This window comes from Micromonospora parathelypteridis, from assembly GCF_014201145.1.
GTDB lineage: Bacteria > Actinomycetota > Actinomycetes > Mycobacteriales > Micromonosporaceae > Micromonospora > Micromonospora parathelypteridis.
The window spans coordinates 1,652,883-1,665,676 of record NZ_JACHDP010000001.1; the positions used below are offsets into that span (position 1 = coordinate 1,652,883).

Consider the following 12,794-nt stretch of genomic DNA (forward strand, 5'->3'; position numbering starts at 1 on the left):
GGCCGGTTCACCCCTTCCGGGCGAGCACGCTTCACCCGACCGCGACCGACGATCGAAGGACGTGAACCGGGAGGACGGGTGGGACGAGTGGGACCCATGGGACGGCTGGCGCGGGCGGGACCCGCCCTCGGCAGCGCGGCGCTGACCGGGGCGGTGCGGTTGTTGCTCGTACCCCGGTGGCGCGGCCGGACCGGCGCGGACAGCGACCCTGCCGCGCCGGCCCGCTGGGAGGTGGTGACGGTCGACCGGCCGCCGGAGCAGGTGCTCCCCGATGGCCGCTGGCCCGAACCGCTGCGCCGCCTGGACGGCGCGGTCGAGGTGCGGGTGCGGGCGGCGCCCGGGGACCGGGGCACCGAGCTGGCCGCCCGGCCGCTGGCCGGTGCCACCCCGCCGGCCGGGTTGGCCGCGCACCTGGTCGGCGACGACCCGGGCCTGCTGGTCCGCCGGACGTTGCGCCAGGTCAAGCAGCGAGTCGAGGCCGGTGAGGTGCTGCGCGCGGACCGCTCCGCCTTGGACCGTCCCGAGGTCCACGGGTGAGGGCGCTGTGCTGGGTGGCCGCCGACGAGCTGGCGGTACGCGAGGTGCCCGACCCGGAGCTGCGCAACGAGCGTGACGTCATCGTCCGGGTACGCCGCAGTGCGACTTGCGGCGGTGACCTGCCGTTGCTGGCCGGCCGGGACCCGCTGCTGCGGACCGGCGACGTGCTCGGGGCCGAGTTCCTGGGCGAGGTGGTCGAGGTCGGCCCCGGTGTTCGCCGGCACCGGACCGGCGACCGGGTGGTCGTCGGGACGAGCGTCGCCTGCGGCGGCTGCTGGTACTGCCGCCAGGGCCTGCACTCCTGCTGCGACAACGCCCATGCCGACCCGGCGAGCGTCGACCCGGACTGGGGACGCTCGGATGCCGGCTGCTTCGGCCGCCCCCGAGCGGCGGGCGGCTTCGCGGGCGGTCACGCCGAGTACGTGCGGGTGCCGTACGCCGACGTGGGCGCGTTCCGGGTGCCGGACGCGGTCGACGACGACCGGGCGCTGTTCGCCGCCGACGCCGCGCCGACCGGGTGGCTGGCCGCCGAGTTGGGTGCGGTGCGGCCCGGCGACGTGGTGGCGATCTGGGGCGCCGGGGCGGTGGGCCAGTTGACCGCCCGGGCGGCGGTGCTGCGCGGTGCCTCCCGGGTGCTGGTGGTGGACCGGCACGAGGACCGGTTGCGGATGGCCGAGCGGCACTCCGGCGCGGAACCGCTGGACTATCGCCGTACCGACGTCGCGGCCGAGCTGCGCGACCGCAGCGGTGGGCGCGGGCCGGACGTGTGCGTGGTCGCGGTCGGCGCGCCGCCGCCCGACCGGTTCGGTGGCCGATCCGCCGACCGACCGGACGCGAGACGTGAGGCCGTGCACGCCTGCCGCAAGGGCGGTGTGGTGGTGGTGCTCGGCGCGGCGGACGGGTTCGTCGACGCGTTCCCGCTGGGCACGGTGACCGACCGGCGGCTCACCCTGCGCGGGGCCCGTCGGCCGGACCTGCGGGACGTGCCGATGCTGCTGGACCGGATGGCCCGCGACGAGCTGTGCACCGAACACCTGGCCACCCACCGGCTGCCGCTGGAGCACGGTCCGCAGGGGTACGAGCTGTTCCGGGACCGGGCCGACGGCTGTGTGCGAGCCGTGTTCACGCCGTGACGCCCCACTCGTGATCACTCATCGGCGTGTGCGGATGGCAGACTCTGGGGATGGCTGGGGAGCGAACGTACGACGTGGTGCTGTTCGGGGCGACCGGGTTCACCGGAGGCCTGACCGCCGAATACCTGGCCCGACACGCGCCACCCGGGCTGCGCTGGGCGCTGGCCGGCCGCAACCCGGACCGCCTCGCCGCCGTACGGGATCGGCTCGCCGCGATCGATCCGACGCTGGCCGACCTGCCGCTGCTCACCGCCGACGTCACCGATGCCGACTCGCTGCGCGCGGTGGCCAAGTCCGCCCGGGTGGTGGCCAGCACGGTCGGCCCGTACATCCACAACGGCGAACGGCTGGTCGCGGCCTGCGCCCGGGCCGGCACCGACTATCTCGACATCACCGGCGAGTCGGAGTTCGTCGACCTGATGTACGTGCGCCACCACGCCGAGGCGACCCGCACCGGCGCGCGGCTGGTGCACGCCTGCGGGTTCGACTCCATCCCGCACGACCTGGGCGCCTGGTTCACCGTCAAGCAACTGCCCGCCGACGTTCCGATCACCGTGGACGGTTACGTGCGCGCCGGCGGCCGGATCTCCGGCGGCACCTACCATTCGGCGCTCACCGCGTTCTCCCGTACCGGGCAGGCCAGCCAGGCCGCCCGGGACCGCCGGGCGGTCGAATCACGCCTCACCGACCGCCGGGTCCGGGCGGTGCCCGGCCGGCTGGCCCGCTCGGCGGAGCTGGGCATCTGGACCGTGCCGCTGCCGACCATCGACCCGCAGGTGATCCGCCGCTCGGCGGCGGCCCGCCCGGAGTACGGCCCGGACTTCCGCTACCGGCACTTCGCCGCCGTGAAGCGGCTGCCCACCGTGCTGGCCGGCGCGGTCGGGCTCGGCGCGCTGATCGGGCTGGTGAAGCTGCCGCCCAGCCGACGCTGGCTGCTCGGTCGACTCGCCTCCGGGCAGGGGCCCACCGCGCAGCAGCGGGCGGTGTCCTGGTTCCGGGTCCGGTTCGTCGGCACCGGCGGCGGGCAACGGGTGATCACCGAGGTCGCTGGCGGTGACCCGGGTTACGACGAGACGGCGAAGATGCTCGGCGAGTCGGCGCTCTGCCTGGCGCTCGACGAGCTGCCGCCGACCGCTGGGCAGCTCACGCCGGTCGCCGCGATGGGTGATGCGCTGTTCGACCGGCTCGTCCGGGCCGGCCTCACCTTCCGGGTGCTCAAGCAGGGCTCGGCTTGACCCTCGACCGGGTCGAGGGGGCAGGATGCCCAGCGTGAGCGACCTGCACAGCATCGGCGAGCTGGCCCGGGCCAGCGGCCTGACCGTCAGCGCACTGCGCTTCTACGACTCGGCGGGGGTGCTGGAGCCGGCCCTGGTCGACCCGGCGACCGGCTACCGCTGGTACACCGAGGAGCAGATCACCCCGGCCCGGTTGGTGGCCGGGCTACGCCGGATCGGCATGCCGGTGCCGGAGATCGCCGCCGCGGTACGCGCCGACCCGGCCGCGGTGCACGAGCTGCTCGACACGCACCTGCGCCGGCTGACGGACGGGCTCACCGACGCCCGCCGCGAGGTCACCCGGCTCCGAGCCCTGGTGGACCCGGCCCGACCCGTCACGACCATGCTGCTGCTCTCCCCCGCCGGCCTGGCCGCCGCGCTGGACGCGGTGCGTTTCGCCGTCGGCACCGACCCGGAGCTGCCGATGCTCTCCGGCGTGCTGCTCGACGTGGAGCCCGACTGCGTCCGGCTCGTCGCCACCGACCGGCACCGGCTCGCGTTGGCCCGGGCCGACGCGGACGTCGACGGTCCGCCGGTGCGGGTGTTCGTCCCCGTGGCCCTCGTCGACGAGCTCCGCGCGCTGCTCGACGCCGCCGACCCCCGGCCGGTGCGGCTGACCGTGGCGGGCGCGGACCTTCGGGTGCTGGTGGCCGGCCGCACGCTGACCGGCACCGCCCTGCCGTACGACTTCCCGGACTACCGTCGGCTGCTGCGCGACGCCGTCGGCGAGCGGCCGGCCGCTCGCCGGATCCCGGTGGACGTGGCCGCGCTGAGCGCCGCACTGGCCGACCCGGCGGCACCCACGGTCGCCCGTGACCACGGTGGCAGGCCGCTGGCGGTCACCGTGCTCGGCCTCGACGACCAGGGCGGCCTGTGCCTGCTCCCCGCCACCGACCTGCCCTCCGACGAGTTGCGGGTCGGGGTCGACGGTGGCTACCTGCTGGACGCGTTGAACGCGGCCGGCGCACCCCAGCTGGTGCTGGAGCTGGACGGGCCGATCGCCCCGCTGGCCGTACGACGCCCGGACGACGCGGACACCTACTCCGTGCTGATGCCGATCCGGCTCTGAACCCGGCCGCCGCTCCCCGTCCCGGGCCGACCGGGCCGCGACGGTAGCATCTGGTGGTCCACCTGACCCCGGACGGAGGCGTACGGAGCAGCATGCTCGACATGGAGTTGATCCGGAAGGATCGCGAGGCGGTGGCAACCGCGCTGGCGAAGCGTCTGGATCCCGCCGAGGTCACCCGTGCCCTGGACGAGATCCAGCGGCTCGACCAGGAACGACGCACCCTGATCACCGAGATCGACGCCGAGCGGCAGCGCCGCAAGGCGGAGGCCCGGGCGTACGCGCAGGCGAAGCGCGCCGGCGAGGAGCCGCAGGCCAGCGCACCGGAGGCCGAGCGTAAGCAGCTCGCCGAGCTGGAGTCCCAGCTGGACGAGGTGCAGTCCCGGCTGCGTACGGCGATGAGTGAGCTGCCCAACCTGCCGGCCGAGGACGTCGTGGCCGGCGGCAAGGAAGCCAACCGCGTGGTCAAGACCTTCGGTGCGCCACCGGCGATCGAGAAGGTCCGCGACCACGTGGAGCTGAGCCGCGCGCTGGGCCTTGTCGACTACGAGCGCGGGGTCAAGCTCGGTGGATCCGGTTTCTGGATCTACACGGGCATCGGCGCCCGGCTGGAGTGGGCGCTGCTCAACTACTTCATCGACCAGCACGTCAAGGCCGGGTACGAGTTCCTGCTCCCGCCGCACCTGCTGCTGGACTCGGCCGGCTTCGCCGCCGGGCAGTTCCCCAAGTTCTACGACGACGTCTACCACCTGGACTCCGATTCCGCGCCGCGCGGCCAGTTCCTGCTGCCCACGTCGGAGACGGCGATCCTCGGCGCGTACCAGGACGAGATCCTGGAGACCCCGAAGCTGCCGCTGAAGGCATTCGCGTACACCCCGTGCTACCGGCGGGAGTCGGCCGGTTCGCACTCGGACGAGCGCGGCACGGTGCGGGGGCACCAGTTCAACAAGGTGGAGATCTTCCAGTTCACCCTGCCGGAGCAGGCCGACACGGCTCTGGAGGAGATGCTCGCCCACGCGGAGAGCCTGGTCGAGGGGCTGGGCCTGCACTACCAGCGCACCCTGCTCTCGGCCGGTGACGCCAGCGCCTCGATGAAGAAGACCCTCGACATCGAGGTGTGGATGCCGAGCACCGGCAAGTACAAGGAGGTGTCGTCGGTCTCCTGGGCCGGTGACTACCAGGCCCGGCGGGCGGCGATCCGCTACCGCGAGCCCGGTGCCAAGCAGACGCGCTTCGTGCACACCCTCAACGGCTCGGCGCTGGCCACCAGCCGGCTCTTCCCGGCGATCCTGGAGCAGTACCAGCAGGCCGACGGCAGTGTCCTGATCCCCGAGGTCCTCCAAGACCGCCTAGGCACCGACCGCCTAACCCCGCGCTAACCCTGCCCCCTGCCCCCTGCCCGGCCCGTTCCCGCGTTGATCATGAAGTTATTGCCCTTCGCCTCGGCGTGTCGTGGCAATAACTTCATGATCAACAGGGGTGAGCGGGAGCGGGGGGCGGGAGTGGCGGGTTAGGGCTGCTGCCAGCAGGAGGGCCGCCAGGGCTGCCAGGAGCAGGGCTGGGCCGAGGGAGTCCACGGCGTTGGCCAGGGTTTGCTGGACCTGGGATGCCGCCTGGATCACCGGGTCGTGCAGCGCTTCTCGGCGGCCGGCGGCCAGCCGCAACTCGTACCAGCCGTACCAGGCGACGTAACCTCCGGCGAGCAGCAGCACCAGGCCGCTGAGGCGGGGCACCAACGCGCCGGCGACCCGCAGCCGGGCCACCAGACCGTCGCGCAACAGCGCCACGCCGAGCGCGGCGACCGCGACCACCAGACCCATCCCGAGGGCGTACGCACCGAACAGCGCCAACCCACGGCCGGTCGAGCCGGCTTGCAGGCTGGTCACCACGATGGCCAGGAACGGCGCGATGGCGCAGCCGAGCGACGCCAGCGCGTACACCGCGCCGAACAGCGCCATCGACGGCCACGAGCGCGTGAGCCGGGGTGCCCGCGCGGACCAGCCGGGAGCGGGCAGCCGCCGGCCGGCGAGCAACCAACAGCCGGCCACGACCAGCAGCACGCCGAGCGCCACGGTCAGCCAGGGCAGCCGGGGCCGCAGCCAGCCGGCCAGCGGCGCGAGCGCCAGGCCGAACGCGCCGAAGACCACCACGTACCCCAGGGTCAGCCCGGCCGCCGCGGTGAGCGCGCGGCCGACCGCGCCGCGGGTGTCCGACGCCCCGGCGACCAACAGCGAGAGGTACGCGGGCAGCAACGCGAAGCCGCACGGGTTGACCGCTCCCAGCATGCCTGCGGTCAGCGCGAGCAGCAGGGGGCCGGTCACGCCCCGGCCAGCGCGGCGACCCGGGCGGTGAGCGCCTCACCGTCCAGGAAGCCCTGGTGGACCACCTTGCCGTCCCGGTCGATGACCACGAAGATGCTCTGCTCGGTCACCTTGAACCGACGCCAGAGCGCGCCCGCGCGGTCGTCGATCTGTGGCATCCCGGCGAGGTCGAACTCGGTGACGAACTCCTTCATCGCCCGCTGCTCGCCCAGCCCGGCGACGCCGACGATCGGCACGGTGTCCCGGTATCGGGGCGCGACCTCGGCCACCGTCCAGGCCTGGCTGGCGCAGGTAGCGCACCACGGCGCCCAGAACCACAGCACCACGGGCCGGCCGGCGAGTTGCGCCGCGTCGAACGCGGCGCCGGTGAGGGTGGTCCCGGTGAAGCGGAGAATGTCCGGGACCTGTGCCGGAGCGGCGCTCGGCGAGCCGATCGGGGTGGCGGTCGCCGGTGCGGTGCCGGTGGTGGCCGGTGCGGCGTCGGCGACCGCCGCCGGTGGCGGGTTGGCCGTGCCGGTGCAGGAGACCGCACCGAGCAGGGCGGCGGTCAGTGCCGCGGCGGCGCCGGCCCGGCGGGCCACCCCGACCCTGGACTGCCGTCTCCGTGCGTGCCAGCTGCGCATCCGCGTCTCCGTTCGACAGTCGTCGGGAAGAAGGTGCCCTTCCCTACTCGGCCTTGGCGAGTCGGAGGGCCAGCTCCGGGCACACCTTGACCGCCTTCAGCGCACCCTCCCGCAGCCAGGTCGGCACGGGGGTGGGCGGGAAGGCGGGATATCCGTTGGCGTCGAGCCGGATGAAGTCCGGTACGACGTGCGCGCAGAGGCCGTGCCCGTCGCAGCGCGACCAGTCCAGGGTGAGCTTCTGCGGGTTCGCGTCGGGTGCGCCGGGCAACCCCATCACGCCCTTGACCCGCCGGCCGCAGCCGTCGCCGGTGCTGTGCATCCGCAGGTCCTCGGTGAAGACCTCGATCGCGGAGAGCGCGAAGCGGGCGGTGCCGTCCGGGTGGCTGCACGCGCCCCGGCCCTTCACCTCGCCGGCGGCGGCCCGCACCACGTCCGCCGGTTGGCTGCCGGCGACGGCCAGGTCGACGGCGCGGGCCAGGTCCGGCAGGCCCATCTTGCACGGGCCGCACTGGCCGGCGGACTCACCGGCGAGATAGCGCACCACCTGGGCGGCCTCGCCGAGCGGGCAGGTGTCGACACCGAGCGGGATGATGATGCCCGCGCCGAGCGTGCCACCCACCGCGGCCAGGCCCTTGCGGGAGACCTCGGCCGTCTCCGCCGCCTCCGGCGTGATCCACTTGCCGTGGTAGCCGCCCATCAGGATGCCCTGGGTCTCCGGGACCTCGCACAGGTCGAGAACATCGCGCAGCGGCATCCCGGCGGTGCACTCCACGACGGCCGGCCGGCCCGCCGCGCCGGTCACGGTGAGCAGTACGGTGCCCGGCTCGTCGTCGGTGCCGAGCGCCGCGTACTCGTACGGGCCGAGTCGCGCCCCGACGGCGAGTTGGGCGTAGGTCTCGGCGTTGGACAGCAGGGTGGGCAGGCCGCTGACCCCGGAGTCGCTGGAGCGCTTCTTGGTGCCGGGCGGAATGTGCGGCAGCCCGTTGATCCCGTTGACCAGTGCGCCGCCCTCGCCGGAGATGAACCGGTGCGGCACGGTGACGATGGTGGTCAGCACCGGCATCCGGCGCTCTTCGAGGGCCTCCATCAACGAGTCCCGGCCGACCCCGTCGTCGGCCACGCCGATCACGATCTCGTCGGCGTCCAGCGCGTACGCGGCCAGCGCCGCGCCGTCCAGGATCAGGTGCGGTGCGCGGGTCAGCAGCACCTTGTCCTTCCAGCTGGCCGGCTCCCCCTCGCTGGCGTTGACGACCACCACGGCGGCGAGGTCCTGCCGTTCGCAGGACTCCAGCACGGCGCGCAGTTTGCGGGCGAACGGGAAACCCGCCCCGCCCTTGCCCTTGAGCTGCATGCCCTCGGCGAGCCGGAGCAGTTGGGCCGGCTCCATCGGGCCGATCGGGCCGTGCACCTCCTCGTGCGCGGCCAGGTCGAGCCGGCCGTACTCGGCGAAGCCGGCGGTGAGCCGAGGCTCGCCCACGCAGGCGACCGGTGGCACGGCTGTCCGCATCACTTCGCCTCACCCCGCAGCCCGGCCCAGTACGCCCCGTCCACCGCGTCGGCGCTGGCCTTGCGGCGCTTGGCGGACCGGCCCTCGCCGGCTGCCCGCCGAGCGCGCCGGGACGCCAGGTCGACAAGGGTCGGGGTGTCGTCGACGGGCGGCGGCACCTCGTCCGGCACGTACCGGGCCGGTGGGCGCCAGTAGTCCGGCTCCTCCGGCAGGTCGTCCTCGACGCTGTGTCGGCCACTGCCACTGCGCGGCGTCGCCGAGATCGGCTCCGCGGAGACCGGGCCGGCCGAGATCGGCTCGTCGGCCTGCCACCGGCGCGGGCTGTCCCACGGCTCCTCGGGCTCGGCAGTCGGCTCTGGTGGCGCGGAGTATCGGCTGCTGTCGTCCTCGCTGCGCGACCGGCGGCCGGATCGTTCCTCGGCGCGTCGCCGCCCGCTCGGAGCAGCCTCGTCCCGGGTACGCGAGCGCCGCCGGGTCACCGGCTCCAACTCCTCCTCGTCGCGCCGCCGGGTGGCGGTCTCCTCCGCGCTGCGGCGCGTCGACCGGCGGGTCGCGGGCTCCTCCTCGTCGCGCCGGCCGCGCGAGGATCGTTCGGTGTCGCGGCGGGCCGCCGGCTCTTCCACCCGCTGGCGTCGACTGGGCCGGGTCGGCTCGGCGAGCGACCCGGGCTCGGGCACCACCGGGACGGTGAACCGTTCGGGGTCACGTCGCGCGGCGGGCGCGGCCCACGTGGCGGTGGTGGTCTCCGCCCAGGCGGGACGCTTGTCCGCGGCCTTGCTGCGCCGACCCAACCCGGCCAGCAGCGATCGGGCGGTCTTCGCCTCGTCGGCCCGGCTGGCCATCACCGCGTTGCGCACCGCGGCCTGGTGCTGCTCGCGGCTGCGCCGGCCGATGGTGACCGAGAACCGGACCAGCAGGGCAAGCACCACCAGCAGAATGCAGCCGAGGTAGCTGAACATCACCCAGGGCGCTGCGGCCCGACCGGCGTTGAGGCCGTGAAAGACAGCGAACGGCCAGGCCAGGTACGCGGTGGAGTGCAGCGTGCGCCACAGCCACTTCGGACCGACACCGGCGAAGCGGGCCCGGATGATGCCGGTCCAGATCACGCTGACCATCAGCAGGGCGGCTACCGTGCCGAGCCCGACGTAGAGCCCTCGGCCGCCGACGAACGGCACCAGCGCGTCGGTCGCCGCCGCCCGCCCGGTGGCGATCTTCGTGAGGACGTGGAAACCGAGCCCGGCCACGCCCAGCACGCCGGTGGCCCGGTGCGCCGACTGCATCAGCACCCGGTGCGAGATGCGCAGCACCAGCCGGTCGGTGGCGAGCAGACCGAGCATCACGGTGAGGCTCAACGCCACCAGGGAGATCACCCCGGCGAAGAACTCGGTGAAGAAGAAGCCGTACGCGTACGCCGTCTGGCCGGCGCCGGTCAGCATGATCGCTGCCCAGAGCGCGGCGAGCAGCGACGCGATCAGCAGGGTGGTCGCCGACCGTGACGGGGCGCGCACCCCCCGACTGCTGGCGCTGGTCCGGACGGTGGCCGCCTTCTGGTTCTGCTGTGCCCGGGCCATGTGCTCCTCGATCGTCTCGCGGCGGCGTACCACCGGCCGACCCCTGCTCCCCCATCCAGTACGGACCGGCGGCGCGTGCGGATCACCTGTGGCGGGAAATTTCTGGGCCGGAATCGAACCGAGTGGCGGCGGCGTGCGTTGTGCCCACTTCCACTGAGCAGATCAGGCAGTGACGAATGTCCATGCATTGACACTCGTTGCAACACGCTTGTAACCTTTCAGAAAATTTCAGCCCGGGTTGCAAGATCCCGGCAACCCGGCGCTCCCCGCCGCACCACCACCCCCACCCGTGCGCTCGTCAGGAGTCCCGATGCACCGACGTCGACGCGGCTCGGCGATCCTCGCCCTCGGCCTGGTCGCCAGCCTGCTCGTCCCCACCACCGTGACGGCACCCCCGGCCGTCGCCGCGCCGTCCGGCGCCAAGAAGGTCATCGTCCAGCTCTTCGAGTGGAACTGGCCCTCGGTGGCCAGCGAGTGCCAGAGCACGCTCGGCCCGAAGGGCTACGGCTACGTCCAGGTCTCGCCCCCGCAGGAACACGTGCGGGGCAACCAGTGGTGGCTGGCGTACCAGCCGGTCAGCTACCGGATCGAGTCCCGCAAGGGCACCCGCGCCCAGTTCCAGTCGATGGTCAACACCTGCCACGCGGCCGGGGTGAAGGTGATCGTCGACGCGGTGATCAACCACATGTCCGGTCAGGACAACGGCGGCACCGGCTGGGCCGGCTCGTCCTACTCGCACTACGACTACCCGGGCATCTACCAGACCCAGGACTTCCACCACTGCGGGCGCAACGGCGGCGACGACATCGCCAACTACAACGACCGGTACGAGGTGCAGAACTGCGAGCTGGTCAACCTGTCGGACCTGAAGACCGAGTCGGACTACGTCCGCACGAAGATCGCCTCGTACCTCAACGACCTGCTGTCCCTCGGCGTCGACGGCTTCCGGATGGACGCCAGCAAGCACATGCCGGCCGCCGACATCGCCGCGATCAAGGGCAAGCTCTCCCGCTCGGCGTACATCGTGCAGGAGGTCATCCACGGTGCCGGCGAGCCGATCCAACCGACCGAGTACACCGGCAACGGTGACGTGCACGAGTTCCGCTACGGCAAGGACCTGGCCCGGGTGTTCCGCTCGGAGCGGCTGGCGTACCTGCGCAACTTCGGCGAGGGCTGGGGGCACCTGCCCACCGGGCCGGCCTCGGTGTTCGTCGACAACCACGACACCCAGCGCGACGCCGGCGGGGTGCTCACCTACAAGGACCGCGGGATCTACGCGCTGGCGAACGCCTTCATGCTGGCCTGGCCGTACGGCTCAGCGACCGTCATGTCCAGCTACACCTTCAGCAACCGGGACGCCGGCCCACCGTCGGACGGCGCCAACAAGACGCTCAACACCACCTGCTACTCCGGCTGGGAGTGCGAACACCGCTGGCCGGTGATCGCCAACATGGTCGGCTTCCGCAACGCCACCGAGGGCGCCGGGGTGGCCAACTGGTACGACAACGGCAACAACCACATCGCGTTCAGCCGTAGCGGCAAGGGCTTCATCACCGTCAACGACGAGGACGCCGCGGTGAACGGCCGCTCCTACTACACGGGGCTGCCCGCCGGCCGGTACTGCGACGTCATCCACGGCACGTACGCGGGCGGCACGTGCAGCGGCCCCGTGGTCACGGTGGACGCCAACGGCTGGTTCGCGGCCAACGTGCCCGCACACGACGCGGTGGCGATCCACATCGGCGCCCGAGTCTGACCACCGCCAGGAAGGCGCCCCTGTTGTCGTGTTTCGTGTAGCAGGGGCGCCTTCCTGGCAACGCAAGTCGGATACAGTGGATTCGTGCGTTTTGACCGAATGTCCCCGTACCGCCGCCGCGTCGCCTGGATCGGCGCCGCCATCGCCGTACCCGCGTTGCTGGTGGCCGCACTCCTGGTGGGTCAGTCCCTCACGCCGCAATCGACGAGCCCCGACCGGCCGGCCGTGGCGTCCGACCCGACGCCGAGCAGTGTCGAGCAGAGCCCGGAGGAGTCGATCCCCGCGGCCGCGCCCGCCCCGGCCGGGCTGCCGGTGGTCGACTACGACCCCGCGCCGGGAGGGTTCCCCATCGATCCGGCCAGCATGGACACCACACCGCTGACCGAGGGCGCGCACCCGACCAGGCGGATCGCCGCGTACGACGCACCCGGCGGTCGACCGCGAGCCTTCCTCGAACCGACGATCAGCGGTGTCGACCTGACCATGCCGATCGCCGAGCGGCGTGCCGGCTGGACGGCGGTCCTGCTGCCGTCCGCCAACCGGCGGCTCGCCTGGCTGCCCCCCGGCGGGTTCGACACCGTGCCGCTGCGCGACCAGATCGTGGTGGAGCGCAAGGTCCACCGGCTCACCTGGTACCGGGCCGGCAAGGCGGTGCGCTCCTGGGAGGTCAGCCTCGGCCAGTCGGGGCAGGACACCCCGCTCGGGCGGACCTTCATCCTGGGCCGCACCCCGCCGCCCGAGGAGGTCTACGGCGGAGTGGACGTCTACGCCCTCGGCTCGGTGCCCGACGACCCGGAGTCGGTGCCGGCCAGCCTGCGCGGCGCGCACATCGGGGTGCACACCTGGCACAACGACGACGACCTGGGTGAGAACACCACAAACGGTTGCATCCGGCTGACCCGCAGCGGGCAGCGCGAGCTGCTCGCCGAGGTCCGTCCCGGCAGCAGCGTGGTGGTTGTCGACAAGCTGCCCACCCCGCCGCCGACCGCCTGAGCGCGGGCACACC

The 12,794-nt window shown here is 73.2% G+C and carries 11 protein-coding genes; 7 read left to right on the top strand and 4 right to left on the bottom strand.

The window, feature by feature from the left end:
• Positions 1-96: 96 nt before the first annotated feature.
• From HNR20_RS06985 to serS, 5 genes are all read left to right on the top strand, one after another.
• Entirely contained in the window at positions 97-537 is a 441-nt protein-coding gene (locus HNR20_RS06985) for a hypothetical protein (protein WP_221309732.1), read from the top strand.
• Positions 534-1,670, top strand: a complete 1,137-nt coding sequence (locus HNR20_RS06990) for an alcohol dehydrogenase catalytic domain-containing protein (RefSeq protein WP_184177482.1) — start codon at positions 534-536, stop codon at positions 1,668-1,670. The genes HNR20_RS06985 and HNR20_RS06990 overlap by 4 nt, the downstream gene beginning before the upstream one ends.
• 50 nt (positions 1,671-1,720) lie before the next feature.
• Positions 1,721-2,905 (top strand): saccharopine dehydrogenase family protein, encoded by a 1,185-nt coding sequence (locus HNR20_RS06995; protein WP_184177484.1) that lies wholly within the window; start codon positions 1,721-1,723, stop codon positions 2,903-2,905.
• Positions 2,906-2,930: 25 nt separating this feature from the next.
• The gene (locus tag HNR20_RS07000) at positions 2,931-4,013 is read left to right on the top strand and encodes a DNA polymerase III subunit beta family protein (RefSeq protein ID WP_184177486.1); all 1,083 of its coding nucleotides are present in this window, start codon (positions 2,931-2,933) and stop codon (positions 4,011-4,013) included.
• 92 nt (positions 4,014-4,105) lie between these two features.
• Entirely contained in the window at positions 4,106-5,389 is a 1,284-nt protein-coding gene (serS, locus tag HNR20_RS07005) for a serine--tRNA ligase (protein ID WP_184177488.1), read from the top strand.
• A 48-nt stretch (positions 5,390-5,437) separates the two neighbouring features.
• Here serS and HNR20_RS07010 read toward each other — a convergent pair whose 3' ends face one another.
• The 4 genes from HNR20_RS07010 to HNR20_RS07025 are packed head-to-tail and all read right to left on the bottom strand — an operon-like array spanning position 5,438 to position 10,065.
• A complete protein-coding gene (locus HNR20_RS07010; protein ID WP_229687213.1) occupies positions 5,438-6,331 on the bottom strand; it encodes a cytochrome c biogenesis CcdA family protein in 894 nt (297 codons plus the stop codon).
• Positions 6,328-6,954 (bottom strand): TlpA family protein disulfide reductase, encoded by a 627-nt coding sequence (locus HNR20_RS07015; RefSeq protein WP_184177490.1) that lies wholly within the window; start codon positions 6,952-6,954, stop codon positions 6,328-6,330. Before HNR20_RS07015 ends, HNR20_RS07010 begins: the two co-directional genes overlap by 4 nt.
• A gap of 43 nt (positions 6,955-6,997) precedes the next feature.
• Positions 6,998-8,461, bottom strand: coding sequence for an NADH-quinone oxidoreductase subunit NuoF family protein (locus HNR20_RS07020; protein ID WP_184177492.1), 1,464 nt, complete (start codon positions 8,459-8,461; stop codon positions 6,998-7,000).
• Positions 8,461-10,065 (bottom strand): ferric reductase-like transmembrane domain-containing protein, encoded by a 1,605-nt coding sequence (locus HNR20_RS07025; RefSeq protein ID WP_229687214.1) that lies wholly within the window; start codon positions 10,063-10,065, stop codon positions 8,461-8,463. Before HNR20_RS07025 ends, HNR20_RS07020 begins: the two co-directional genes overlap by 1 nt.
• Positions 10,066-10,342: 277 nt before the next feature.
• Between HNR20_RS07025 and HNR20_RS07030 the strand changes: the two genes are divergently transcribed.
• Together HNR20_RS07030 and HNR20_RS07035 are read left to right on the top strand one after the other, a co-directional pair.
• Positions 10,343-11,788 carry an alpha-amylase gene (locus HNR20_RS07030; protein ID WP_184177494.1) on the top strand — a complete coding sequence of 482 codons (1,446 nt, stop codon included), beginning with the start codon at positions 10,343-10,345 and terminating at the stop codon, positions 11,786-11,788.
• An 84-nt stretch (positions 11,789-11,872) separates the two neighbouring features.
• On the top strand, positions 11,873-12,781 hold the full coding sequence (locus HNR20_RS07035; RefSeq protein ID WP_184177496.1) for a L,D-transpeptidase: 909 nt from the start codon (positions 11,873-11,875) through the stop codon (positions 12,779-12,781).
• The last annotated feature ends 13 nt before the right edge of the window (positions 12,782-12,794 follow it).